This window comes from Pseudomonas sp. GD04015 (assembly GCF_029837675.1).
GTDB lineage: Bacteria > Pseudomonadota > Gammaproteobacteria > Pseudomonadales > Pseudomonadaceae > Aquipseudomonas > Aquipseudomonas paralcaligenes.
The window spans coordinates 36,603-62,167 of record NZ_JAOEEE010000032.1 but is presented as its reverse complement, the minus strand read 5'-3'; the positions used below and the strand labels follow the sequence as shown (position 1 = coordinate 62,167).

Here is a 25,565-nt window from a genome sequence, read left to right as displayed (position 1 = left end):
CTTCGCCTCTTTTACGCCGACCCGCGACTGCCGGTCGGCGTCGTTTTTTCCGGCACCGGCGTGTGCCGCTGGCGCGCCGCCTGGCGGGCGGCCAGGTCCATCAGCCGCTGGAATTTCGGGCACGCCAGGTGATCGCTGGCGGGGCAGACCGCCGCGTGGCGCAGGCCGTCGCGGATGGCGGACAGCCGGCGGATAGTCTGGTCCAGCGCGTCGGCCTTGTGCGCCAGCTGCTCGCGGTCGATGTTCGCGCCGCCCTCGGTCGCCAGCATCGCGGCGATGTCGTCCAGCGAGAAGCCGGCGCTGCGGCCCAGCGCGATCAGCGCCAGGCGCTGGATCACCGATTCGCCGAACACCCGTCTCAGGCCGTTGCGGCCGATGGAGCGGATCAGCCCCTTTTCCTCGTAGTAGCGCAGGGTCGAGGCGGGCAGGCCGGACCAGCGCGCCACCTTGCCGATATCCATCTCTTTCATCGCTTGACCTCAAGTCGACTTGAATGGGCAGCCTTGTACGAAAGGGCTTTCCAACAGGTTAGAAGGAGGTGGCTATGACCGTCGAGATGATCATGCTGGGCATCGGCGCGACGCTGGTGCTGGATGCCTGGACCCTGGCGCGGCGGCGTCTGTTCGGCGTGGTGGCGCTGGACTACGCGCTGGTCGGCCGCTGGCTCGGGCACATGGGCCACGGCCGTTTCCGCCACGCGGCGATCGGCAAGGCGCCGCCGGTGCGCGGCGAGCGGGCGCTGGGCTGGGCCTTCCACTACCTGACCGGGCTGGCCTTCGCCGGGCTGTTCCTGGCGTGGGTGGGCGGCGACTGGCTGCAGCGGCCGACACCTGGTCCGGCGCTGGCGTTCGGCGCGCTCACCGTGGCCGCGCCGCTATTGCTGATGCAGCCGGCGTTCGGCATGGGCCTGGCCGCGTCGCGCACGCCGAAGCCCTGGCAGGCGCGCTCGCGGGCGCTGCTGACCCACCTGGTGTTCGGCGCGGGCCTGTACCTGAGCGGCCTGGCCCTGGCTCAGTGGCTGTAGCCGGCCGGCTTGTTGCGGATGGTCTTGAGCAGGTCTTCCGGGCTGATGCTGGCGACCATCCTGCTGGCCGCGGCGCTGCCCGGCTGCGGCAGGTCGAGGATGTGGCCCTTCATCTTGCCGACCACGTGCATCTCGCACGGCTTGCAGTCGAACTTCAGGGTCAGCACCTCGTCGCCGTGGATCAGCTGCATCGGCGCGACCTTGGTGCGCACGCCGGTGACGCCCTTGGCCTGCTTGGGGCACAGGTTGAAGGAGAAGCGCAGGCAGTGCTTGGTGATCATCACCGGCACCTCGCCTTCTTCCTCGTGGGCCTCGTAGGCCGCATCGATCAGCTGCACGCCGTGGCGGTGGTAGAAGTCGCGGGCCTTCTGGTTGTAGACGTTGGCCAGGAAGCTCAGGTGCGACTCCGGGTACACCGGCGGCGGGCTGGTCTCGGCCTTGCGGCTGCCGCGCGGGTGGGCGGCCACACGTGCCTCGGTGAGCTTCTCGATGGCCTCGCGGCGCAGGGCCTTGAGCTGCGAGTTGGGCACGAAGAACGCCTGCGGCGCGTCCAGCGCCACGTCCAGGGCGTGGTATTCGGTGGTGCCGAGCTGGGTCAGCAGGTCGCGCAGGCCGTCAAGCGCCTGCTCCGGCTTGTTGGCCACGCCGAACGGGCCGGGCAGCTCCGCCTGGGCGCTGAGGCCTTCCTCGCTGGTGGCGATCAGTTTGAGTCTCTCTTCACGCAATTCGGCCTTCCAGCTCACGCCGATACGACGCTCGGCGGAGGTCTTCTGCAGCGCCTGCTGCCAGTTGTGGTCGAGGTTGCGCGACAGCGGGTGGTTGGGCCGCAGGCGGAACAGGCCCTCGGGCATCTCGTTGGGCTCGACGCGGTAGCGGTAGCGCTTCTCGCCGTCTTCCTCGAATTCGCTCTTCAGCTCGGCGATGTTGGCGCGGAAGCCCACCACCTCGCGCTTGACCAGCACGTTGAGGCCGTCGCCATTGGACAGCGGTTCGTGGGTGACGGCGATCAGGTCGCGCTTGTTGACCTTCTCCACGTTACCGACGGCCAGGCCGGTGAAGGTCGGCGAGTCGAAGGCGCCGATGTCCACCTTGCGCTCGGTGACGAAGTAGTCGGTGCTGCCGCGGTGGAAGGTCTTGTCCGGGTCGGGCAGGAAGAAGTGCGCGGTGCGGCCGCTGGAGGCGCGGGCCAGGTCCGGGCGGTCTTCGAGAATCGCGTCGAGTTCCTTGCGGTAATGGGCGGTGATGTTCTTCACGTAGCCCATGTCCTTGTAGCGCCCCTCGATCTTGAACGAGCGCACACCGGCCTCGACCAGGGCGCGTAGGTTGGCGCTCTGGTTGTTGTCCTTCATCGACAGCAGGTGCTTCTCGAAGGCCACCACGCGGCCCTGGTCGTCCTTGAGGGTGTAGGGCAGGCGGCAGGCCTGGGAGCAGTCGCCACGGTTGGCGCTGCGCCCGGTCTGGGCGTGGGAGATGTTGCACTGGCCGGAGAAGGCCACGCACAGCGCGCCGTGGATGAAGAACTCGATGGCCGCGTCTGTGGCATCGGCGATGGCGCGGATTTCCTGCAGGTTCAGCTCGCGCGCCAGCACCAGCTGGGAGAAGCCGGCCTGGTCGAGGAACCTGGCCCGGTCCAGGGTGCGGATGTCGGTCTGGGTGCTGGCATGCAGCTCGATCGGCGGGATGTCCAGCTCCATCACGCCCATGTCCTGCACGATCAGCGCGTCGACGCCGGCGTCGTAGAGCTGGTGGATCAGCGTGCGCACCTGCTCCAGCTCGTCGTCGTGGAAGATGGTGTTGAGGGTGGTGAACACCCGCGCGTGGTAGCGGCGGGCGAACTTCACCAGCTCGGCGATATCGCTGACCTCGTTGCAGGCGTTGTGCCGCGCGCCGAAGCTCGGCCCGCCGATGTACACGGCGTCGGCCCCATGCAGGATGGCCTCGCGGGCGATGCCCACGTCGCGGGCAGGGCTGAGCAGTTCCAGATGGTTCTTGGGCAGGGACATGGTGTTTCTTCTTTATAGGCGTGGCACGGCAAGGCGCGCATTGTAGCGGGCGAGGGGGAGGGTGGCACCCCGAGGTGCCTAGCGGTCGGCGGTGAGGCGGCGTGGGTGGCAGGCGGTGGCTGCCACGCCGGGCTCAGCGGGCCGTCGCTTCGCGCCGTGCCTGGGGCAGGCAGAGGATGTAGAGCAGCACGGCGAGGCTGTCGATGATGATCGGCGTGAGGGTCTTGGGCAGGAACTCGCCACCGAGCAGCACCAGCAGGACGACGAACAGCAGCTTGCTCACGCCGGCGACCACCAGCACCAGCGGCCGTACCGCGGTATTGAAGGCGCCGTAGATCAGCATGGCGCCGACCAGGGTGATCAGCGCGCCCCAGCTGCGGGTGATGATCTCGCCCAGCGCGCCGTCGGCCAGGGTGGCGCCGAACATCGACTGCAGCGCCGCCTGCGGGGCGACCACGTTGTAGAACATGGTGCAGGTGAGGGCGCCGGTGACGAGCATGATGAGCTTGGTGTGGCGGGCGATCAGGCGCATGGGGCTTCCTTGTCGGTGGGGCAGGCCTGGAGTTTCGGCGAAGTCCGAAGCCCCAGGCAACCGCAGGGTGCCTGCGCCGGCCGTTTACTGCTTCGGCGCGGCGCTGCTGTGCTCCGCGGCGGACCAGATGCGGTAGCGCACTTCCACGTCGGCGGGGGCGTAGATCACCAGCGGCAGCTTGCTGTTGTAGCGCACCAGCAGGGGCTCGCCGCCGACCGGGACGAAGGCCTGCCGGCGGCTGTTGTCCGGGCAGGCCATCAGGGTGCTGCGGGCCGGGCCGACCTGGCCCAGCTCGTAGTAGTTGTAGCCCCAGCCCTCGACGGTCTTTTCCTGCCACTGGCCGCCCAGGCTGTGGTGGTTGCAGTCCACTTCCAGGGTCTTGCCGGCGATCAGTTCCACCCGGCGGTCGGCCTCGTCGGCCTGGGCCGGCAGGTCGATCACGTGGCGGGTCAGGCCCTCGGGCGCGACCGGGTAGGGCTTGAGCGCCTCGGGCGTGGCGGCGCAGGCGGCCAGGGGCAGGGCGCAGGCGAGGGTGACGAGGGGGAGTGTGCGAGAGGTCATGAAGAATCCTTGCTGAGTGGGCCTTGTGGGCCGTCCGTTGGGGATGGGCGCCGGATCGGCGGGCTAGCACAGACCCAGGGAGGGCGGGAGGAGTTCCCCGGGCTGGGGTGGCGAAACGCCGCAGGCGCGCTGGAAGTCTAGTGGATGGCCGCGTGTTGTTGTGGTCGGAACGCTAGTGCAGGCGCCGCGTGGCGAGGCGTTCGCCGACCAGCGCCTTGGCCTGCCGGGCGAGCTGGTCGAGCAGACGGTCGCGCTGCTTCTCCGCGTCGCTCATGGCCCGCTGGCCGTGCTGCTTGAGCAGGTAGGTGTGGATCTGCCGGACCTCCTTGGACTGGAAGATCGGCGCCAGGTCCTGCACCGCCACCCAGCCGTCCGAGGCGTGGTCACGGGTGTTCATCAACACCTGCGGTCCGCGCGCGGCCAGCACCTGGAAACCCAGGGCCTCGAAGGTCGGCACCCGGCCCGCCACGCAGGCCAGCGCGGCATGCGGGTGGAGCAGCAGCATCCGCTGCAGCAGAGCGCGGGCGATGCCGCGGCGGCGGTGGCTGGCGAGCACGGCCAGGTAGGCCAGGGTGCAGGCGTCCGCATCGTCCGCGCTGGGCAGGTAGAGGGCGAAGCCGAGCACCCGGGCCGGGTCCTCGTCGTCGAGGGCGAGGATCAGCCGGGCGCCGCTGCCTTCCTCGCCGCCCATGGCCTGCAGGTACAGATGCACCTCGAAGCCGATGACGTACTGGTACAGCGGGTAGAGCGGGTTGCTGGGCGTCAGCGGCGCGGGGCTGAGGTCGCTGAAGTAGTCGACCACCATCTGCAGCACCTGGCTGTTCAGGGCCTCGGGCGGCGGGGTGGTCAGGTGGGCAAGGGTGAACATCGGGGGGATGGCTCCGGGGCAGGCCAGCTTGGCGTCGAAATGAGCGGCATTGTATCGCCCAGGCGCCGCGGCGTTTTCATCACGCAGCCGCTGCTAATGGCTGCCGCCACCGACCTGTCGCTTGGCGATGTCCCTCATCTTGGCCGAGAGAACCTCCGCCTCCACGGCCTGTACGGTGCTCTTGGCGGGTGGACATTCGAAGAAGGCGCTCTCGGCGAGCGTGTGGAGGCGCTCGCCGCTGTTCAGGGTGAACTGCACGAAGGCTACATGCTCCGACCAGGAGCGGTAGCGCCGCACCATGAAGAGGCTGTACCTGGAACTGGTCGAGCTGATCGTCGACAGCGCCACCCGGCGGTCGCCCTCCGCGCCGCACAGCACCAGTTCGTCGCCATGGATGAACGCCGGCTGGCTCCTGGCGACCCTCAGCCACTCCACGCTGAAGCGGCCGACCATGGCCAGCACGACAAGCGGGAGGGGAGAGAGTGGCGCGACTTCGCCCCTGGCCATGCCCGCCAGCGTCATGCCGGCGATGAGCAACAGAAAGAGCAGGGTGATGACCCTGTAGAAGTGGACGTTGCCGAACTCCGGCAGGGGCAGTAGGCGAGCTTCCATGTGGGGTGGGCTTTCTTCGGATGGGTGAGCGGGGTGCCGTCAGCTGCGGCTCTCGAAACGCCGGGCGAGAAAGCCCATCAGCATGCCTCCGGCGATACCGATGGCGCCACAGGTCAGGCCCATGGGGCGGTCGCTTACGAAGCCGACGTTCTTCACAGGGGCCGGCAGGCCGAACAGGCCGCTGAACAACAGCATCGCGACTGACAGGGCGACGAGGTGGATACCCCCGGACTGCCAGGAGTTGCTGGGTATTCCCTGGCTCCTGCAATACAGGTGGCCCAGGCCGAATGGCAGCAGGAACTGGGTGGCGAGGAAGAGGATCAGGTGGCTGCTATCGCTCATCGTGGGCGGCTGCTTCGAAGTGGTTTGTGGCCAGGGTAGGGCATGCGCTTGTCAGGCTGGGTGACTTGTCGCGCAAAACGATGGCTATGTCCCCCTTACGTGTTGGTGGCGCAATCCTGCTCTTGTGGGAGCGGCTGGGCGGCATTCCGATTGGCCGCGAAGTTCGCGGATAAATCCGCTCCCACAAGGTGTGCAACAACTAATGGGGACATAGCCAAAACGATGGCTTGGTCCCGCTGCCGTGCTTCATGTCGGAGCAGCCGATAAGGCTGCTGGCTGGCGATGGACCGGGCGGTGCGGGTTGCCGGCCATTCAGGCGGGCTCGGGAAGGCGCTCCGCCTGCAGCGCCCGCTGCAGCTCCGCCACCAGCGCATCGACCCTGTCCAGGCCCCGCGCCACCGATGCGGCCAGCAGCTCGCCGCCCACCTCCTGGCCTTCGATGGCGACCTGATGCACCCGGGTGATGCCGATGAAGCCGAGGGCGGTGATCAGGTTCGGCTCCAGGTGGTTCATGTGGGCCATCTCGCCGCCGGCGTCGAAGCCGATGCCGCCCCGGGCGGTGAGGATTACCACATGCCGAGGCCGGTCGGCCAGCTTCGGCACATAAGGGTCGAGCCGGTTGCTCTCGTCCACGTCCACCGTCCTGCCAGGGCGCACCACTTGGTCGACCCAGGCCTTGAGCGCGGCCGGCATGCCGAAGTTGTACAGCGGCGTGCCGATCACCAGCACATCCGCCGCGATCAGCTCGTCGACCAGTCGGTCGCTCTCCGCCAGGGTCTGCCGCATCCACGGCTCGCGCTGCGGTTCCGGCGTGAAGGAGGAGGCGATCCAGTCGTGGTCGATGATCGACGGCGGGTTCTGGCCGATGTCGCGGTAGGTGACGGTGTCCTGCGCGCGGCGGGCCAGCCACTGGCCGACGAAGCGCTGGCTGAGGTTGCGGCTGTGGGAGCCGTGCAGGTCCTTGCCGGCAAGGCCGGGGCGGGCGCTGGCGTCGAGGTGCAGAATGTGCGGCATGGGGAAGTCTCCTGCTTGAAGTTGAACTCATCTGTGAATCGCAGCAGACTCAGGCTAGGTCCAGCCCTGTTGGGCGACAAACGATCATTATTTTCGGGTACGACTGAGGAAAATTCAGCCATGACGCGACGCTGGTTACCTTCGCTCTCGGCCCTGCGGGCCTTCGAGGCGGCCGCTCGCCACGAGAGCGCCAAGCGGGCCGCGGAAGAACTCTCGGTGACCGCCACGGCGGTCAGCCACCAGATTCGTGCGCTGGAGGAATCCCTCGGTGTCGCGCTGTTCCTGCGCAAGCCGCGCCAACTCGAACTGACCGCCCAGGGCCGCGAGCTGCAGCAGGTGCTGGAGAGCGCGTTCGACAGCATCGGCGCGACGGTCGAGCGGCTCAGCGCGGTGCCCTGCCGCCAGGCCATCACCCTCAGCACCACACCCGCCGTGGCGGTGCGCTGGTTGCTGTCCTGGGTGTGCCTGCTGCGCGACTCGCACCCGCAGATCGACCTGCGCATCCACGCCTCGCACGAGCCGGTCGCGCTCGATGGCGTCACCGCGGACATCGCCATCCGCTACGGCGACGGCCGCTGGCCGGGGCTGGTGGCCGAGAAGCTGTTCGACAACACCTTCATCCCGGCCTGCAGCCCGCTGCTCGGCCTGCGCGACGCGGCCGAGCTGCCCAACCACCCGCTGATCCACTTCCGCAACCAGGCCGCCATTTCCTCGCCCCTGGACTGGGCGCTGTGGCAGAAACAGGCCCGGGTGCCGGGGCTGGATGTCAGTGCCGGGCTGGTGTTCTCCGACGAGACCCACGCCGTGTCGGCGGCCATCGGCGCGCAGGGCGTGGCGCTGATGAGCCGGCAACTGATCGAGGATGAGCTGAGGGAAGGGCGGCTGGTGCAGCCATTCGGGCCGGAAGTGGAGGGCAAGCCGTTCTTTCTGGTGTATCCGGAGAGCCGGAGGAGTGATCCGACCATTCAGGCGGTGAGGGATTGGGTGATGGCGGTACCGGGTGGGCTTTGCACGCTGTAGGCCAGGCTGGCCGCGCAGGACGGCTGCTCTTCCTTGCCGTCCCCTCCAATCGCCCCGCGAAGCGGGAGGGCGAGCAAAAGAAATACGAAACGATTAAGGCCAAACGGGCTCCATTCTCCGTAACCCATCGGAAATGAGGTGTCACATGAGCAGCACGACAGACAAGATCAAAGGCAACGTCAACGAAGCCATCGGTAAAGTCAAAGAGGGTGTCGGCAAGGCTACCGATAATCCTCGTCTTGAGGGAGAAGGGGATGCTCAGCAGGTGAAGGGCAAAGCCCAGCAGCTCAAGGGCGACGTGAAGGACGCGATCAAGAAGGGCGTCGACAAGGCCTGATAGCAAGTTGCTGGCAGGCGGGCGCTGGAGCGTTCTATTCCCCGCAAGGATGTGAACGATCAGGCGTCTTTGGGCTTGTTCGATGCAGAACGGCTGTTGTGTCCCGGATGGGGCTGGTCAGGCTAGCTGGCGGCGCATCCGGGGCCGATTCTGTTTTCGTGCCGCTGCTTATTTTCTGGTCGGGTGAGGCAGTGGTTCCGCCCTGCTGAGCGGGTCACTTTTTCCAGCCGCGCCTGCCCGGTCGGGAAAAAAGTAACCCAAAACGCTTGCCCCGCCATCCGGCCCTACGCTTTGCTCCGGGTGACTCGCTGCGCTCGCCCTTCGGGCCAGCCTGCGGCTGTTACTGCGCTGCGTTTCGTTCGCTCTATCGCCGCTCCAGGGGTCGCCGCGAAGGGCCATCCCTACCTAGGCGGCCCCACCTAGGCGGCCCCGGCCATCGCGCCTCTCGCGGCATCCATGCCGCTCAAACCTCCCCGGCCGGCCCCTCACACAACGATTCCGCTCACCCGCCTGAAGGGGCGTTTGGTGTTGCCTGATAGTCCGGGTAAAGCAGTTGACTTGGATGGCTTCGGGGACGATGTAGAGTGCGCCGTGCGCACCATCCTCCGAGCCATCGGTGCGCACAGCGCACCCTACGCGGAACCATCAATCTGCTTGGTTTTGCAGGAGCGAGCCTGCTCGCGAACCAGGCCCGCAAAGAGCTTCGCGAGCAAAGCTCGCTCCTACTGGTAGCCCGGATGCAATCCGGGAAAAGGTGTGGACCCGATCCCGAATGAAAGCGTTGCTTTCATTAAATTCCGCCAAAACTTTCAGGCAACTCGGAGCCCGAGTCCCCGTCAGGAGGCCGAGTGGAGGTGTCGCGCAGGGGGACCAGCCGCATGGATGCGGCGAGAGGCTTAAAGGGCCATGGATGGCCCGTGTATGCCGTGCCCCCGGAGTGGCACCGGAGGGAGGGAAGTCTGGCCGCAGGCCAGACCCGGATGTCGGGGTGCCCTTCTCTTTGGTTACTTTCTCTTGGGCACGCAAGAGAAAGTGACTCGCCGTAAGGGCGAAAAAAGATGATTCAGTTGGACTGAGGGGTTTGTCTCGCTTAGCGGAAAGGGACCTGCATCATTTTTATCAGAGGTAGTTATCTACGTCGTTTATATAGAGTCTCAGGATGTCACCTCTTTTTATAGAGCTGGACGAGTGTCCGAGGTCTTTTCGGATGGCAAGCATAAGGTCTTCTACGATAAATAGAATATTGGAGCTTGAGTTGCCTTTTTCATTTGCAATGGCACCCTCTCGGAACTTAGAGAAAGCCAGTATCATATCATTTGATCCCCATACAACTAGGTCTCTAGTCGTGTCTGTGAAAAATTTAATCATCTCCTTTTCAGATGGCTGCTTCTCGCCAAGTTTTTCGGCAAAAGTTATTTTGAAAATAAAGTTTATTATATTTTCGTAAGTGGGTGTTTTTCTCTCTCGGAGAGTGTTGTTTATTATGGTTTTGGTTTCTAGATGTTTTGATACTAGTATGGATAGAACTGATACGATTACTGTCGTTGAGGCAGCAATTATGCCGGTACTTAAAGTGGAGTCTAGATTTGATATTTGGCGCCATATGTACTTTGCTAACGAATAGGTTCCCCAGAGGGTCGCGGCTATAACTAGCAGAGAGAAGATTAGGCTGAGTATCTTTTTAATCTTGGACTTCATGAAAGCCTCTGAATGAAAAAAGCCCCGCTCTAGACGGGGCTTTTTGTTTCTCTCGCTACCCCGAACATCCGTACTCAGGTAAAGCGCTTCTAATCTGTCCTAACAGTCTAGACCCAGGAATCAATCCCAGCTCAACGCCCCACCCGTCTGATACTCAATCACCCGCGTCTCGAAGAAGTTCTTCTCCTTCTTCAGGTCCATGATCTCGCTCATCCACGGGAACGGGTTAGTGGTGCCCGGGTATTCCTCTTTCAGACCGATCTGGGTCAGGCGACGGTTGGCGATGAACTTGAGGTAGTCCTCCATCATGGCCGCGTTCATGCCCAGTACGCCGCGCGGCATGGTGTCACGCGCGTATTCGATCTCCAGCTGGGTGCCCTGCAGGATCATCTGGGTCGCTTCGTCCTTCATCTGGGCGTCCCACAGATGCGGGTTCTCGATCTTGATCTGGTTGATCACGTCGATGCCGAAGTTCAGGTGCATGGACTCGTCGCGCAGGATGTACTGGAACTGCTCGGCGGTGCCGGTCATCTTGTTGCGGCGGCCCATGGAGAGGATCTGGGTGAAGCCGCAGTAGAAGAAGATGCCTTCCAGCACGCAGTAGTAGGCGATCAGGTTGCGCAGGAACTGGCGGTCGGTCTCCGGGGTGCCGGTCTTGAACTCGGGGTCGGAGATCGAGCGGGTGTATTTCAGGCCCCAGGAGGCCTTCTTCGCCACGCTGGGGATCTCGTGGTACATGTTGAAGATCTCGCCTTCGTCCATGCCCAGCGATTCGATGCAGTACTGGTAGGCGTGGGTGTGGATCGCTTCCTCGAAAGCCTGGCGCAGGATGTACTGGCGGCACTCGGGGTTGGTGATCAGGCGGTACACGGCCAGCACCAGGTTGTTGGCGACCAGGCTGTCGGCGGTGGAGAAGAAGCCGAGGTTGCGCTTGACGATGCGGCGCTCGTCTTCGCTGAGGCCGTCCTTGCTCTTCCACAGAGCGATGTCGGCGTTCATGTTCACTTCCTGCGGCATCCAGTGGTTGGCGCAGCCATCCAGATACTTCTGCCAGGCCCAGTCGTACTTGAAGGGTACGAGCTGGTTGAGGTCGGCGCGGGCGTTGATCATCTGCTTGTCGCCGACCTGTACGCGGGCGGCGGAGCCTTCCAGGTCGTCCAGGCCTTCCTGGATGTCCAGGTCGTCGAGGGCCTTCTTGGCGCGGGCGACGGCGTCGGAGTCGTCGGCGGAAACGGCGCGGGCGTCCTCGACGGAGCCGGCGGCGTCGTCGTCCAGTTTGTCGATGGCGGCGCCCATGACGGGTGCGGCGGTCTTGGCGGCGGCGGCTTCAGCGCCGTCTTCCTTGTCGAATTCGTCCCAGCTGAGCATGGTGGTCTCCTGCTTGGTATCGGGCCGGGTTTCTGCGCGGCCTGTATGAATGTTCAGTAATTCTGATTGTGTTCCGTTGCGGTCTGCACGCAAGGGTCTAACCGTGCCGCCCGATTGGCGGCGCCCAGGCCCGTGTGGCGGGCGAGGGGAGTGTTCGCTGGGGGATTCGGCTGGGCCTGGGGTCCCTCACCCCCTGGCCCCTCTCCCGGGGGGAGAGGGGAAACAAGCTGTCCGAGTTGCCGGTGGCTTTTATCTTTGGCAACTCGGTGCGAGCGCGAAGCTGAGCGAGTGAGCGCTAGGCGCCTGGCTGGTCCGAGCCCCTGAGCGTGCTGGTGCACGTGATGGGGGCGGACCTGCCGGGCAACGACGCGGGCGCCGCTCAGATGCGCGCGACTTCCTTTATTGGCAGGCTTCGCAGTCGGGGTTGTCGATGCTGCACGCCTGCGGTACAGGAGCTGGGCCGGCCGACGCGGCGAAGTTGCCCTCGTCGATCGCACCACTGGACACGGCGTTCAGCTTGCCGGTGTTGATGGTGGATTTCTCGGTGCTGGTGGCGGCCAGGGCACGGAGGTAGTAGGTGGTCTTCAGGCCACGGAACCAGGCCATGCGATAGGTCACGTCGAGCTTCTTGCCCGAGGCGCCGGCGATGTACAGGTTCAGCGACTGGGCCTGGTCGATCCACTTCTGGCGGCGGCTGGCGGCGTCGACGATCCACTTGGTTTCCACTTCGAAGGCGGTGGCGTACAGGTCCTTGAGGTCCTGCGGGATGCGTTCGATCTGCTGCACGGAGCCGTCGTAGTACTTCAGGTCGTTGACCATGACCGGGTCCCACAGGCCGCGGTTCTTCAGGTCGCGCACCAAGTAGGGGTTGATCACGGTGAATTCGCCGGAGAGGTTCGATTTCACGTACAGGTTCTGGTAGGTCGGCTCGATCGACTGCGACACGCCGATGATGTTGGAGATGGTCGCGGTCGGCGCGATGGCCATGATGTTGGAGTTGCGGATGCCTTTCTTGACGCGCTCGCGCACCGGCGCCCAGTCCAGGCTCTCGGACAGGTCGACGTCGATGTACTTCTGGCCACGGGCTTCGATCAGGATCTGCTGGGAGTCCAGCGGCAGGATGCCTTTGGACCACAGCGAGCCTTCGAAGGTGGAGTAGCTGCCGCGCTCTTCGGCCAGGTCGCAGGAGGCCTGGATCGCGTAGTAGCTGATCGCTTCCATGGACTTGTCGGCGAACTCGATGGCCGCGTCCGAGCCGTAGGCGATGTGTTGCAGGTACAGGGCGTCCTGGAAGCCCATCAGGCCGAGGCCGACCGGACGGTGCTTGAGGTTGGAGTTGCGCGCCTGCGGCACCGAGTAGTAGTTGATGTCGATGACGTTATCGAGCATGCGCACGGCGGTCTTCACGGTGCGGCCGAGCTTCTCGACGTCGAGCTTGCCGTCGACGATGTGGTTGACCAGGTTGATCGAACCCAGGTTGCAGACGGCGATCTCGTCCTTGTTGGTGTTCAGGGTGATCTCGGTGCACAGGTTGGAGCTGTGCACCACGCCCACGTGCTGCTGCGGGCTGCGCAGGTTGCACGGGTCCTTGAAGGTCAGCCACGGGTGGCCGGTCTCGAACAGCATGGACAGCATCTTGCGCCACAGGTCCTTGGCGGCGATGGTCTTGAACACCTTGATCTTGCCGTAGCCGGTCAGGGCTTCGTAGTACTCGTAGCGCTCTTCGAAGGCCTTGCCGGTGAGGTCGTGCAGGTCCGGCACTTCGGACGGGGAGAACAGGGTCCACTGGCCGTCGTCGAACACGCGCTTCATGAACAGGTCGGGAATCCAGTTCGCGGTGTTCATGTCGTGGGTGCGGCGGCGGTCGTCACCGGTGTTCTTGCGCAGCTCGAGGAATTCCTCGATGTCCAGGTGCCAGGTTTCCAGGTAGGCGCACACGGCGCCCTTGCGCTTGCCGCCCTGGTTCACGGCCACGGCGGTGTCGTTGACCACTTTCAGGAACGGCACCACGCCCTGGCTCTTGCCGTTGGTGCCCTTGATGTAGGAGCCCAGCGCGCGCACCGGGGTCCAGTCGTTGCCCAGGCCGCCGGCGAATTTGCTCAGCATGGCGTTGTCGTGGATGGCCTGGTAGATGCCCGACAGGTCGTCCGGCACGGTGGTCAGGTAGCACGAGGACAGCTGCGGGCGCAGGGTGCCGGCGTTGAACAGGGTCGGGGTCGACGCCATGTAGTCGAAGCTGGAGATCAGGTTGTAGAACTCGATGGCGCGCTCTTCCTTCTGCGGCTCCTCGATGGCCAGGCCCATGGCCACGCGCATGAAGAAGATCTGCGGCAGTTCGAAGCGCACGCCGTCCTTGTGGATGAAGTAGCGGTCGTACAGGGTCTGCAGGCCCAGGTAGGTGAACTGCTGGTCGCGCTCGTGATCGATGGCGCGGCCCAGTTTCTCCAGGTCGTAGGTTTTCAGCTTGGCATCGATCAGCTCGAACTCGGAGCCTTTTTCCACGTACGCCGGCAGGGCCTTGGCGTACAGCTCGGCCATCTCGTGGTGGGTGGCGCTGGCGGCGATGCCGAGGAAGCCCAGGCCTTCGGCGCGGATGTTGTCCATCAGCAGGCGGGCGGTGACGTAGGAGTAGTTCGGCTCGCGCTCGACCAGGGTGCGGGCGGTCATCACCAGGGCGGTGTTGACGTCCTTCTCGGCCACGCCGTCGTACAGGTTCTTCAGGGTCTCGGCTTCGATCAGCGAGCCGTCGACTTCGGCCAGGCCTTCGCAGGCCTCGCGGATGATGGTCTGCAGGCGGCCCATGTCCAGCGGCTGCACGCTGCCGTCGGCCTTGGTGACGCGGATGCTCGGGTGCGGCTGGGCGACTTCGGCGGAACCGGCCTTGCGCTTGGCGGCCTGGGCCTCGCGGTAGATCACGTAGTCGCGGGCGACCTTCTGCTCGCCGGCGCGCATCAGGGCCAGTTCGACCTGGTCCTGGATTTCCTCGATATGGATGGTGCCGCCGGACGGCATGCGGCGCTTGAAGGTAGCGGTGACCTGTTCGGTCAGGCGCGCCACGGTCTCATGGATGCGCGACGAGGCGGCGGCGTTGCCGCCTTCAACTGCGAGGAACGCCTTGGTGATGGCCACGGTGATCTTGTCGTCGGTGTAGGGCACGACGGTACCGTTGCGCTTGATCACGCGCAGCTGGCCCGGGGCGGTGGCGGCCAGATCCTGACTGGATTCGGCTGCCTGCGGCGCCACGGCCTGCGGGTTCTCGCGAGTTGTGTCGGTGTGCATGAGGTTCTCCGCTTCTAATTGGTTTGGACACCGGGGGTGTCTTGTGTTCATTCCATTGAAAACGTCGCGACGTCCGGCATTCCGGCCAGACATCGAGAAACATGGGCAGTGCAGGATGACGCGCCGCCGTCCTGGCTGCCGACCTGGGTGAAGCCGCCGGCGTGACCACAATCTGTAGTGATCGACGTTGCGCGACTTCGCGGTCGTTCGGTGAATGCAGGGGGATGTGCTACGCGGTCCGTGCCGTGCTCAGCCGCGGCGTTGGCGCTGAGTGGAAATGCTAACGGCAGCGCGTGGATCGGGCCCCTCTGCATTCTTTCTTCTTAGTGTCCCTGGCCTCGGGTGACCCACTATATGTTGGGGTGAGGCGCGATGGGGATACAAGATAATGCGCTATGGGGGGCTTTGCAAGGGAAGGGCGGGAGGCGTTTCTGTGGATAACTTGTGGGTGAATTGTGGGTCGTTTCGGGCCGACGCGCGGTAGGCCGCGAGAACACTGGCTCTTGCCGTTCGTCGTCCCTCGGGATGGTTTTTTCAGGCTGTGACGTGGCTTGGATCGCCGAGCACCCTAACACAACATCTAGTGTTTCTGGCATGCGCTGTGCTAACCGGTTCCGGTTGCTACAATGCCGCCACTTTCATGGTGCCCGCTGGAGAGAAGTCGTGGAGCAAGAGGCCTGGCAGATCCTCATCGTCGAGGACGACCAGCGGTTGGCGGAGCTGACCCAGGAGTACCTGCAGGGCAACGGCCTGCGGGTGGCGATCGAGTCCGACGGTGCCCGCGCCGCCGCGCGCATCCTCAAGGAGCAGCCGGACCTGGTGGTGCTCGACCTGATGCTGCCGGGCGAGGATGGCCTGTCCATCTGCCGCAAGGTGCGTGGCCAGTTCGCCGGCCCGATCCTGATGCTCACCGCACGCACCGACGACATGGACGAGGTGCTCGGCCTGGAGATGGGCGCCGACGACTACGTGTGCAAGCCGGTACGCCCGCGCGTGCTGCTGGCGCGCATCCGCGCCCTGCTGCGGCGCAGCGAGGGCGTGGCCGAGGCGCCGGCGGCGGAGAGCTTGCGGCGCCTGGAGTTCGGCCCGCTGGTGATCGACAGCGCGATGCGCGAGGCCTGGCTGCGCGGCGAGGGCATCGAGCTGACCAGCGCCGAGTTCGACCTGCTCTGGCTGCTGGTGGCCAACGCCGGGCGCATCCTCTCCCGCGAGGAAATCTTCACCGCCCTGCGCGGCATCGAGTACGACGGCCAGGACCGCTCCATCGACGTGCGCATCTCGCGCATCCGCCCGAAGATCGGCGACGACCCGATGCACCCGCGCCTGATCAAGACGGTGCGCAGCAAGGGTTACCTGTTCGTCGCCGAGGCCGCCGCCGCGCTGCAATGAACACCATCTTCCTGCGCATCTACGGCGGCATCATCGCGTCCCTGGTGCTGGTGGCGCTGCTCGGCGTGGGCGCCCTGCAGCTGACCAACGAGGTGCGCAGCGACCAGTACCGCGAGCAGCTGGCGCGCGGCACCTTCCGCCTGATGGCGGACAACCTGGCGCCGATGGCGGAGCTGGATCGGCGCCGCGCCCTGGCCACCTGGAGCCGCCTGATCGGCGTGTCCCTGGAGCTGCAGGACCTCTCCGCCGAGCCGCTGGACGGCCGCGCCCGTGGCCGCCTGCTGCGCGGCCAGGTGCTGGTCGAGCAGACCGGCCCGCACGCGGCGCGGGTCTACGCGCTGGTCAGCGCCGAGGAGCGGCTGGTGCTGAGCACCGAGGTGGAGCAGATCAGCGAGCAGCTGGCCCGCGCCACCGTCTACCTGCTGATGGACGAGCTGGTGCGCTCGCCCATCGTCGAGCAGCCCAGGCGCCTGGCGGCGTTGAAGGAAGAAAAGCAGTTCGGCTTCGACCTGCGCCTGGCGACCCTGGAGAAGGTCGACCTGGACGAGGACCAGCAGCGCCGGGTGGACGAGGGCGACACGGTGCTGGCGCTGGGCAAGGGCGGCGATTCGATCCGGGTGATCGCCGGCATGGTCGGCACGCCCTGGGTGCTGGAGGTCGGCCCGATCTACCAGATGAATCCCTATCCCACCGAGCTGCTGGTGCTGATCGGCGCGCTCGGCCTGACCCTCACCGGCTTCATCCTCTATCTGCTGGTGCGCCGCCTGGAGCGCCGCCTGCAGGCGCTGGAGAACGCCGCCGCGCACCTGGCCAGCGGCCGCCTGGATGCCCGCGCGCCGACCCAGGGCGCCGACTCGGTGGGCCGCCTGGCCTCGACCTTCAACGCCATGGCGGCGCAGCTGCAGCGCCTGCTCAGTGTGCAGCGCGAGATGGTCCGCGCCGTGTCCCACGAGCTGCGCACGCCGGTGGCGCGCCTGCGCTTCGGCCTGGAGATGATCGGCGACGCCGACAGCGACGAGGCGCGGCGCAAGTACATGGAAGGCATGGACGGCGACATCCAGGAGCTGGACAAGCTGGTCGACGAAATGCTGGTCTACGCCCGCCTGGAGCAGGGCTCGCCGGAGCTGAACTACCAGACCGTGGACCTGGGCGAGCTGCTCGACCAGGTGATCGGCGAGCTGGCGCCGCTGCGCGCCAACATCCGCGTCGACCGCGGTCGCTGCCGCGACTCGCCGGAGAGCGGCGCCCTGGTCGAGGCCGAGCCGCGCTACCTGCATCGCGCCCTGCAGAACCTGGTGAGCAACGCCATGCGCCACGCCGAGTCGCGGGTGCGCCTGAGCTACAGCATCGACCTGGAGCGCTGCCGGGTGGACGTGGAGGACGACGGCCCCGGCGTGCCCGAGGAGGCCTGGGAGCACATCTTCACCCCCTTCCTGCGCCTGGACGACAGCCGCACCCGCGCCTCCGGCGGGCATGGCCTGGGGCTGTCCATCGTGCGCCGGATCATCTATTGGCACGCCGGGCGTGCCCATGTGGGGCGCAGCACCAGCCTGGGCGGCGCCCAGTTCAGCCTGGTCTGGCCGCGCCGGCAGGAGAGGGGCGAGGCGGTCTGAGGGGGCTCAGTTCTCAGAACTTCTCGTTCGGGCCGAGATAGCGCCACTGCCCGACCGGCAGCTTGGCCAGCCCGGTGCGGCCGAAGCGCAGGCGGCGGACGCCCAGCACCTGCAGGCCGACGCTCTCGCACATGGCGCGCAGCTGGCCCGGCTGCACTGCCTTGATGGCGAAGCGCAGGCGGGTCTCGCTCTGCCAGCTGACCTTGCACGGCGGCAGCGTCACGCCCTTGTAGCTGAGGCCGAAGGCCAGGCGCTTGAGGCCCTTCTCGTCCAGCGTGCCGGCGACCTCGACCAGGTATTCCTGCTCCAGCGTCGCGCCCTTTTCCTTGAACAGGCGCACCACCGCGTGGCTCTGACTGAACACCAGCAGGCCGCTGGCGTCGGTCTCCAGCGGGGTGAGCAGTTCCAGGCGGCGCAGGTGGCGGTTCAGCGGGCGGATGCCGCTGGCGTCCTCGGCCCAGCGGTGGGCGTGATTCAGCAGCTGCTGGGCGGAATTGGCGCCCAGGCCGCAGCCGACGCCGACCGGTTTGTGCAGCAGCAGGGTGACCGGTGGCTGGGTCTCGGCCCTGGCGCCGGGCAGCAGTTCGATGCGCTCGTCGCGCACCGGGTGCTGCGGTTCCTCGACTACCTGGCCGTCCACCGTGACCCAGCCTCCCTCGATGTACAGCTCGGCCTCGCGCCGCGAGCAGGAGGTCTGCTGGATCAGACGTTTGGACAGGCGTTCGGCTTCGTTCATGGTGGCGAGTGTCACATCGGGAAATGAAAGGCATTGTACCCGGCCTGGGGTGTCAGCCGTGATTGGGATACAAGGTATCGATTCGCAGAGGAGCCATGACATGAGACGGACAATCCTGGGTATGACCGCCAGCGCGCTGCTGGCCCTCTCCGCGCCGCTGCTGGCGGAGCGCAGTGAGCTGGGCGAACTGGAACTGACGGAAGTGGTGGGTGGCCTGGAGCACCCCTGGGCCCTGGCCTTCCTGCCGGACGGCAAGGGCAGCCTGATTACCGAGCGGCCGGGCCGGCTGCGCTGGCTGGACGACCAGGGTCGGTTGAGCGCGCCCCTGGGCGGCGTGCCGCAGGTCTACGCCAAGGGCCAGGGCGGCCTGCTGGACGTGGCGCTGTCGCCGCGGTTCGCCAGCGACCGGCTGGTCTACCTGAGCTATGCCGAGGCGGACGACGAGGGCGACAAGGCGGGCACCGCGGTCGGGCGCGGGCGGCTCAAGGACGACATGAGCGGCCTTGAGGACTTCCAGGTGATCTTCCGCCAGCAGCCCAAGCTGTCGACCGGCGTCCACTTCGGCTCGCGCCTGGCGTTCGACCGCGACGGCCTGCTGTTCGTCACCCTGGGCGAGAACAACCAGCGGCCCACCGCCCAGGACCTGGACAAGCTGCAGGGCAAGCTGGTGCGGCTGAAGCCGGACGGCGGCGTGCCGGACGACAACCCCTTCGTCGGCCAGGCCGGCGCGCGGCCGGAAATCTGGTCCTACGGCCATCGCAACCCGCAGGGGCTGGCCTTCGACCCGTGGAGCGGCCGGCTCTGGCTGCACGAGCACGGGCCACGCGGCGGCGACGAGATCAACCTGCCCGGCAAGGGCCTGAACTACGGCTGGCCGAGGGCGACCCACGGCATCAACTACAGCTTCCTGCCGATTCCCGAGGCCGAGGGCAAGACAGTGCCCGGCACCGAGGCACCGCACCATGTGTGGGCGAAGTCGCCGGGCATCTCCGGTATGGCCTTCTATTCCGCTGAGCGCTTTCCGGCCTGGCAACACAACCTGTTCATCGGCGCGCTGGCCCAGCCCGGACTGATCCGCCTGCCGCTGGACGGCGACAAGGTGGGGCAGGAGGAACGGCTGCTGGAGGACCAGGGCTGGCGCATCCGCGACGTGCGCCAGGGGCCCGATGGCTACCTCTATCTGCTGACCGACGCGCCGAACGGCAAGTTGGTCAGGCTGGGGCTGCAGAAGCAGTAACCGCGCAAGGCGCGGGGGCGTACATCACCAGGTGGTGCGCGCGGCGCACCCTACGGGCGTCAGTGCGCCGCCGCGTCCAGCGCCGTTTCCGGCGCCTGGGCCGCGACCAGTTCCGGCGGCAGCGGCTCGGTGACCACGCTGAAGTCGCTGATGCGGATGGCGCCGCGGCCTTCGCCGAGCAGGTGGAAGGAGAAGGCCTTGCGGGTTTCCGGGTTGTCGAAGTCGAAGCTCAGCTCGATGCTCTCGCCACGCTTGAGCGCCGGCAGGGTCGGTATGGCCAGGCTGTTGTCGCGGTCGAACTCCTTGGTCAGCAGGCGCAGCGCCGCGCCCTGGCGGTCCAGGCGCACGGCCTCGATCTTCAGCGTCACCCGGGTGCGGGTGCCCTTGGGCATTTCCAGGTACTGGGCGCCGATCAGGTTGTCCGCCCAGTCGTCGCGGGACTGCACCTTGAGGTCGATGCGCTGGCGGTTGGCGAACTGGTAGCGCTGGCCGATCTGCCCGCCGGTGATGGACTGGTCGAGCAGGGCGGCGCGCTGGCTGACCAGGCGCGCCTGGCGCCCGCTGACGCGGCCCAGGTACTTGGGTTGCCCGCTGATGAAGCCCGCGCTCTCGTAGCGCCGGCAGACCTGCTGGAAGTTGCACTCGGTGAACACCTTGCCGTCGTGCTGGCGCAGCAGGCCGTTGGTGTAGGAGACGATCTCGCGCGGGGTGGCGTAGTCGCGGAACAGCGAGCGGCCGGCGATGTTGTCCGGCACCGGCAGGTCGAAGTAGTCGAGCACCGAGGCGGTCAGGTCGACGTGGCCGTACACGCCGGTCTTGACCCGGGGCAGCTTGTCCGCGGCCGGCGCCAGGACCAGGTTGAAGCCCCAGGCCGAGGCCAGGCGCACGTTCTCGATGCCGTGGGATTCGTCGGAGGTGACGATGACCAGCGTGTCCTTGAGCACGCCCTGTTTCTCCAGGCCGTCGAGGAAGTCGCCCACCGCGTCGTCCAGGTAGCCGATGGCCGCCTGCTTGGCGCTGGGGAAGCGGTCCAGGTAGTCCTGGGGCGCGGAGTAGGGCTGGTGGGTGCCGACCGTGAGCAGGGTGAGCATCCACGGCCGCTCGCTGGCGCGCAGCTGGCCGACGTATTTCAGCGCGCCCTCGAAGTAGGCCTTGTCGTCCATGCCCCAGGGGAATTCCAGGTAGGGCCGGTTCTTGAACCAGTCGCGGCCGTGGGTCTTCTGGAAGCCCATGTGCGGCATGATCTGGTCCTTGGCCATGAAGCGCAGCCCGGCGCCCTGCAGGAAGTGGGTGCGAAAGCCCATGGCGCGCAGCTGGTGCGGCAGGCACTGCAGGTTGCGGGTCTGGCTGTTGAGCAGCTCGACGCCCTTGGGCGTGCCGGAGTCCAGCTTGCTGTAGTCGCCGCAGAGCATGGCGTACAGGCCGCGGATGGTCTGGTGGCTGTGCAGCACGTAGTCCGGCGTGGTCATGCTGCGCTCGGCCCATTCGCTCAGGCGTGGCATCAGGTCTTCTTCGTAGCTGCTGCCGACGAGCTGGCGGTTGCGGGCGATATAGGCGCCGGGGATACCTTCCAGGGTGACGATCAGCACGTTGCGCGCCTTGCCGCCGCCGGGCAGCAGCGGCGTGCCGGACAGGTCCAGCCGGCTCAGGCCGTCGATGTCCGGCGGCAGGCCGGATTCCTCGCCGGCGTACCAGTCCTCGACCGCCATCCGCGCGCGGCTGCCGCCTTCGGCCAGGACCTTGTGCGGCAGGTTGAACAGGCGCCACTGGTCGTCCTCGCTGGGCTCCAGGTACTGGTCGACGGCGTGGCCGGCCAGCAGGACGACGGGCAGCAGGTAGGCGTAGCGGGGAATCCGCGGGCCGAGCCGGCGGCCGAGCAGCAGGCAGGCCAGCGCGAGCACCGCCAGGGCGCCGGCCAGCAGCGGGTAGCGGATGCCGCCGCCCTGGGTGGACTGGCTGACGAACTGCGGGTCGCTCAGGTACTTGAGGTCGTTGGGCTCGGGCATGCGGCCCACGGCGTTGACCAGCTCGGCGTTGCCCAGCAGCATCACCGCCCAGGCGGCGATCAGCGGTACGGCGAGCAGGGGGCGGCGGTAGCAGAGCAGCAGGAGCAGGCTGCCGATACCGAGGTCGGACACATGGCCCGGCCAGCTCGACCAGCCCAGCCAGTAGCGGGCGACGCTGGGCAGCACGAGGAACAGCAGGCCGAGGGCGAGAAGCGACGCGGCAGGAAAGGGCAGCCAACGGCTCGAAAGGCGCACAGGAGCTCCTGAGATAGGGCAGCGAGAGTCCGTGTAATTCAGACAGGCGAAAGGGGTCGTGGTTGCGACTTGCCATGATTCTGAAACATGCCTGTGCTAGACGCCAGTGGCGCATGCGTCCGACGCCGCGTATGGCGGGCGCTGGAAGGCCCGTGGCGGGGCGGGCAAGCGCAGCGGCGGCGCGGCGCGCGCGGTTTTTTCCGCCCCCCGAGCGGCGTGCGGCAGATTGTAAGCGGGTTCTACGGGTAGAATGCCGGCCTCTTCGAACGGGTGACGACCATGGCTCTGATCGGGCGCTACAACTCTCTGCCGGTGGCCAAGCTGGCCGACTTCGGCCTCTTTCTCGACGGCGGCGCGGATGGCGAAATCCTCCTGCCCAAGCGCTACATCCCCAAGGGCGAGCCCTGCGAGGTCGGCGACTGGCTCAACGTGTTCATCTACCTGGACAGTGAGGATCGCCTGATCGCCACCACCGAGAAGCCCAAGGTGCAGGTCGGCGGCTTCGCCAGCCTCAAGGTGGTGGATATCAACCGGGTCGGCCTGTTCTTCGACTGGGGCCTGCCCAAGGACCTGCTGATGCCGCACTCCGAGGAGAAGCGCCCGCTGCAGGTCGGCGACTACTGCGTGGTGCACGTCTATCTCGACCCGCGCACCCGCCGCATCACCGCCACCGCGCGGCTGGACCGCTACCTGGACAAGACCCCGGCGAACTACCAGGTCGGCCAGGAGGTGGACCTGCTGGTGGTGGAGCAGACCGACCTCGGCTTCAAGGCCATCATCAATGGCCTGCATTGGGGCCTGATCCACAAGAACGAGGTGTTCAAGTTCCTCCGCGGCGGCTCCCGGGAGAAGGGCTACATCAAGGAGCTGCGCGCCGACGGCAAGATCAGCCTGAGCCTGCAGCCGGTCGGCCATCAGGCCCGCGACGAGCTGTCCGAGCAGATCCTCGCCGCCCTGCGCGACGCCGGTGGCAGCCTGCCGCTGTCCGACAAGAGCGACCCCGCGGTGATCAGCAAGGCCTTCGGCGTCAGCAAGGGCAACTTCAAGAAGGCCATCGGCGGGCTGTTCAAGCAGGGGCTGATCGCCATCCACGACGACCGGATCGAGCTGGTCTGAACCCGGGCCCGCCGGTGCCCGTGGCTCAGTAGCTGTACTTCATCGAGAACATGACGTTGCGCGGGGCCCCATGGAACCCGTATTCGCTTACGGACGTGAAGTACTCCTTGTCGAACAGGTTGTTCAGGTTCACCGAGCCGGACAGGTTTTCGCTGATCGCGTAGCGAGCCATCAGGTTGACCAGCGCATAGCTGCCTTGCCAGTACTGATCCTTGTTGCCGATTCTGCTCTGCCAGTTCATCCCGCCGCCGACGGTCAGCCTGCTCAATGCGCCAGGCAGGCGATAGGTCGTGAAGGTCTTCAGGTTGTGCCGGGGCAGGCGTGTGAGGATGCGGTCGCCATCCTTGCCGGTGGTGACGCTGTAGGCGTAGCCGCTGGTGAATTGCCAACCTTCGGCCAGCTCTCCGTTGAACTCCAGTTCCACGCCCTTGGTCGTGGCGGAATCTGAAATGTCGTACGTGTACGTATCGTCATTCCAGATGGCCAGGTTTTCCTGTTCGTTCTTGAACACGGACAGGCTGGAAGTCAGGCGCCCATCGTTGAAGCTGGCCTTGATCCCGGCTTCGTAGCTGATGCCTTCTTCCGGCTCCAGCGGTGCGCGGTTGTATTCGATGACGTAGTCCTCCTGCGGCTGGAAGATCTTGGTGTAGCTGGCGTAGAGCGACCAGGTGTCATCCAGGGCCTGCACGATGCCCACATAGGGGATGAAGACTCCGCTTTCGTGGCTGCGGACGTCGTCGACCCCCGGGTACTCCATGACTCGCTTCCAGTCGATGACACGGCTGCCCAGAAGGAGATTGGTACTGTCCGTCAGTTGGAAGCGGGAACTTACATAGGCGCTGTACTGGTGTTCGTTGCGTACGTTGTTCCCGTAGTCGATGAAGTCGGGTTCGGGCATGGCGCCAACGTCATGGAAGTCGGGAATGTTCCTGTCGTAGCTGGGCGATAGGCCCATGCTGGGGCCCTTGGCCCAAAGATCGGACAGGGTGACCCCGGTCATCAGTTCATGCTCACGCCCGAGGAGAGAGAACGAGCCCGTGGCGTAGGCATCCAGGCCGATCTGCTCGGCATTGCTCAGCCAGCGGGCGGGCCAGAGCGTTGCGCCGGTGCCGGTGGCCTGGTCTATCGAGCCCCTGATGTTGGTGAGCAGTGCGTCATACTCGTTCTGGGTGTAGTTGAGCTCTACTTTCCCACTCCATCCCGAGTCGAACTGCTGTTCGAGCGAGACGAAGGCATTGTTCAGCTCCTGGTCGTAGTGCAGCCATTTCGGCCATTTGTAGTCGTTGGCGCTGGAGTCGATCCTCTGTCCGTTACTGAAGAACAACGGCGTGGCCCTGAACTGCGAGTTGCTGTCTCGTGTCAGGTGGCTGAAGCCCAGGGTAAGCAGGGTGGTGTCGCTCAGATCGAATTCACTGATGCCGTACAGCACGAAATAATCCTGCTCGTAACGATCGACCCAGGCATGCTGATGCTTGTAGTCGGCGACCAGACGGCCTCGAATGTTGCCGCTCTCGTTGAGAGACCCGGAAACATCCATTCCACTCCCGTAGCGCTCCCAGCTGCCCGCCTCGGCGGTAAGGCTGACCTGCGGCTCGTGGGTCGGGCGTTTGCGAATCAGGTTGACCGTCGCCGAAGGCGTTCCCAGCCCGCTCATCATGCCGGTGGCCCCCCGTACGACCTCTATCCGGTCGTAGATGGCCGTGCTGTGCAGGTCATTGCTCAGCAGGGAGGAGGTTGGCACTCCGTCGATCTGGAAATTGTTGATTATGGAACCACGCGCCATGAAGTCGGGGCTGTCGGCGCCGACGTTAGAGTTCTGCACAACGACGCCGGCAGTGGCGTTCAGCGCGTCGATCATGTTGCCCAGGCCCTGGTCTTCCATACGCTGGCGGGTCAGCACGGTGATCGACTGCGGCGTGTCCTGGGGCGACAGGTTGAGGCGTGTCGAGCTGCTGGTCGACCAGGTGGTGTAGGAGCCGGTGCCTTCGGTGGTGGAGCCCGGCGCCTTGCCGGAAATGGAGGTGGTGCCCAGCTCCAGCACCCCGGGCTGGGCTGGGACCGCTTCGATCACGGCGCTGTCGCCGGACAGGGTGGCGCGCAGGCCACTGCCCTGCAGCAGCCGGTCCAGCCCCGCGCCGGGTTCGTGCTCGCCCTTCAGACCGGGGCTGTTCAGCCCTTGCAGCAGCTCGCTGGGCACGATCAGGCGCAGGCCGCTCTGCTCGCCGAAGCGGGTCAGTGCCTGGCCCAGTGGCCCGGGCGCAATGTCGTAGTGCCTGGCCTGGTTCGCCTCCACGGCCTGGGCGGGCGGCTGCGCGTGGGCCAGCGGGCCGGCCGAGGCCAGGGCCAGACAGAGGGCGGTGGGCGCGAATGATCGGTGCATGGTTCTCCCCTTTGCTGAAATCAGCTCAATGAAAATCGCTCTCAACGGGGGAAGACGACGGTGCGCGCAAACCTGACAGCGCGCCGGAAGTTTTTTGTTCTGTCTGCGTTCATTGCTGTGGGTGAGCGCAAACCCTGTGGGAGCGGACTTGTCCGCGAACGGGGCTGACGGCAAG

The 25,565-nt window shown here is 66.0% G+C and carries 21 protein-coding genes; 7 read left to right on the top strand and 14 right to left on the bottom strand.

The window, feature by feature from the left end:
- Positions 1–11: 11 nt before the first annotated feature.
- The gene (locus N7640_RS20905) at positions 12–470 is read right to left on the bottom strand and encodes a helix-turn-helix domain-containing protein (RefSeq protein ID WP_220813573.1); all 459 of its coding nucleotides are present in this window, start codon (positions 468–470) and stop codon (positions 12–14) included.
- Positions 471–544: 74 nt separating this feature from the next.
- Between N7640_RS20905 and N7640_RS20900 the strand changes: the two genes are divergently transcribed.
- Complete coding sequence (locus N7640_RS20900; RefSeq protein WP_279905392.1) at positions 545–1,024, top strand: DUF2938 domain-containing protein; 480 nt, start codon at positions 545–547, stop codon at positions 1,022–1,024.
- Here the strand turns inward: N7640_RS20900 and N7640_RS20895 are convergent.
- The 7 genes from N7640_RS20895 to N7640_RS20865 all read right to left on the bottom strand — a co-directional run bounded on the left by N7640_RS20895 (position 1,012) and on the right by N7640_RS20865 (position 6,956).
- Positions 1,012–3,027, bottom strand: a complete 2,016-nt coding sequence (locus N7640_RS20895) for a U32 family peptidase (protein ID WP_279905391.1) — start codon at positions 3,025–3,027, stop codon at positions 1,012–1,014. The two genes, N7640_RS20900 and N7640_RS20895, sit on opposite strands and share 13 nt — an antisense overlap.
- 133 nt (positions 3,028–3,160) lie before the next feature.
- Complete coding sequence (locus N7640_RS20890) at positions 3,161–3,559, bottom strand: hypothetical protein (protein WP_279905390.1); 399 nt, start codon at positions 3,557–3,559, stop codon at positions 3,161–3,163.
- 84 nt (positions 3,560–3,643) lie between these two features.
- The gene (gene eco, locus N7640_RS20885; protein ID WP_220813569.1) at positions 3,644–4,120 is read right to left on the bottom strand and encodes a serine protease inhibitor ecotin; all 477 of its coding nucleotides are present in this window, start codon (positions 4,118–4,120) and stop codon (positions 3,644–3,646) included.
- Between the two features lie 172 nt (positions 4,121–4,292).
- The gene (locus N7640_RS20880; protein ID WP_279905389.1) at positions 4,293–4,988 is read right to left on the bottom strand and encodes a GNAT family N-acetyltransferase; all 696 of its coding nucleotides are present in this window, start codon (positions 4,986–4,988) and stop codon (positions 4,293–4,295) included.
- Between the two features lie 93 nt (positions 4,989–5,081).
- Positions 5,082–5,600: a hypothetical protein gene (locus N7640_RS20875; protein WP_279905387.1), complete on the bottom strand. Its 519-nt coding sequence runs from the start codon at positions 5,598–5,600 to the stop codon at positions 5,082–5,084.
- 39 nt (positions 5,601–5,639) lie between these two features.
- On the bottom strand, positions 5,640–5,942 hold the full coding sequence (locus N7640_RS20870; protein WP_279905386.1) for a hypothetical protein: 303 nt from the start codon (positions 5,940–5,942) through the stop codon (positions 5,640–5,642).
- Between the two features lie 312 nt (positions 5,943–6,254).
- On the bottom strand, positions 6,255–6,956 hold the full coding sequence (locus N7640_RS20865; RefSeq protein WP_279905385.1) for an NAD(P)H-dependent oxidoreductase: 702 nt from the start codon (positions 6,954–6,956) through the stop codon (positions 6,255–6,257).
- Between the two features lie 120 nt (positions 6,957–7,076).
- Here N7640_RS20865 and N7640_RS20860 point away from each other — a divergent pair, with 120 nt between their 5' ends.
- A complete protein-coding gene (locus N7640_RS20860) occupies positions 7,077–7,976 on the top strand; it encodes a LysR substrate-binding domain-containing protein (RefSeq protein ID WP_279905384.1) in 900 nt (299 codons plus the stop codon).
- Positions 7,977–8,121: 145 nt separating this feature from the next.
- Positions 8,122–8,313, top strand: coding sequence for a CsbD family protein (locus N7640_RS20855; RefSeq protein ID WP_279905383.1), 192 nt, complete (start codon positions 8,122–8,124; stop codon positions 8,311–8,313).
- Between the two features lie 1,119 nt (positions 8,314–9,432).
- On the opposite strand, the gene N7640_RS20850 is transcribed toward N7640_RS20855, so the two are convergent.
- The 3 genes from N7640_RS20850 to N7640_RS20840 all read right to left on the bottom strand — a co-directional run bounded on the left by N7640_RS20850 (position 9,433) and on the right by N7640_RS20840 (position 14,658).
- Positions 9,433–10,011: a hypothetical protein gene (locus tag N7640_RS20850; protein ID WP_279905382.1), complete on the bottom strand. Its 579-nt coding sequence runs from the start codon at positions 10,009–10,011 to the stop codon at positions 9,433–9,435.
- Positions 10,012–10,131: 120 nt separating this feature from the next.
- A complete protein-coding gene (locus N7640_RS20845; RefSeq protein ID WP_279905381.1) occupies positions 10,132–11,379 on the bottom strand; it encodes a ribonucleotide-diphosphate reductase subunit beta in 1,248 nt (415 codons plus the stop codon).
- 399 nt (positions 11,380–11,778) lie between these two features.
- Positions 11,779–14,658, bottom strand: coding sequence for a ribonucleoside-diphosphate reductase subunit alpha (locus tag N7640_RS20840; RefSeq protein ID WP_279905380.1), 2,880 nt, complete (start codon positions 14,656–14,658; stop codon positions 11,779–11,781).
- Between the two features lie 663 nt (positions 14,659–15,321).
- On the opposite strand from N7640_RS20840, the gene N7640_RS20835 reads away from it, so the two are divergent.
- Together N7640_RS20835 and N7640_RS20830 are read left to right on the top strand one after the other, a co-directional pair.
- Entirely contained in the window at positions 15,322–16,047 is a 726-nt protein-coding gene (locus tag N7640_RS20835; protein ID WP_279905379.1) for a winged helix-turn-helix domain-containing protein, read from the top strand.
- Positions 16,044–17,660 (top strand): ATP-binding protein, encoded by a 1,617-nt coding sequence (locus N7640_RS20830; protein WP_279905378.1) that lies wholly within the window; start codon positions 16,044–16,046, stop codon positions 17,658–17,660. Before N7640_RS20835 ends, N7640_RS20830 begins: the two co-directional genes overlap by 4 nt.
- A 13-nt stretch (positions 17,661–17,673) precedes the next feature.
- On the opposite strand, the gene N7640_RS20825 is transcribed toward N7640_RS20830, so the two are convergent.
- The gene (locus N7640_RS20825) at positions 17,674–18,396 is read right to left on the bottom strand and encodes an rRNA pseudouridine synthase (protein WP_279905377.1); all 723 of its coding nucleotides are present in this window, start codon (positions 18,394–18,396) and stop codon (positions 17,674–17,676) included.
- Positions 18,397–18,517: 121 nt separating this feature from the next.
- Here N7640_RS20825 and N7640_RS20820 point away from each other — a divergent pair, with 121 nt between their 5' ends.
- Complete coding sequence (locus N7640_RS20820) at positions 18,518–19,633, top strand: PQQ-dependent sugar dehydrogenase (RefSeq protein WP_279905394.1); 1,116 nt, start codon at positions 18,518–18,520, stop codon at positions 19,631–19,633.
- A gap of 59 nt (positions 19,634–19,692) precedes the next feature.
- Here N7640_RS20820 and N7640_RS20815 read toward each other — a convergent pair whose 3' ends face one another.
- Entirely contained in the window at positions 19,693–21,894 is a 2,202-nt protein-coding gene (locus N7640_RS20815; protein ID WP_279905376.1) for an LTA synthase family protein, read from the bottom strand.
- 279 nt (positions 21,895–22,173) lie between these two features.
- On the opposite strand from N7640_RS20815, the gene N7640_RS20810 reads away from it, so the two are divergent.
- Positions 22,174–23,010 (top strand): S1-like domain-containing RNA-binding protein, encoded by an 837-nt coding sequence (locus N7640_RS20810; protein ID WP_279905375.1) that lies wholly within the window; start codon positions 22,174–22,176, stop codon positions 23,008–23,010.
- Positions 23,011–23,035: 25 nt separating this feature from the next.
- Here N7640_RS20810 and N7640_RS20805 read toward each other — a convergent pair whose 3' ends face one another.
- Positions 23,036–25,390, bottom strand: coding sequence for a TonB-dependent siderophore receptor (locus N7640_RS20805; protein WP_279905374.1), 2,355 nt, complete (start codon positions 25,388–25,390; stop codon positions 23,036–23,038).
- Positions 25,391–25,565: the final 175 nt, after the last annotated feature.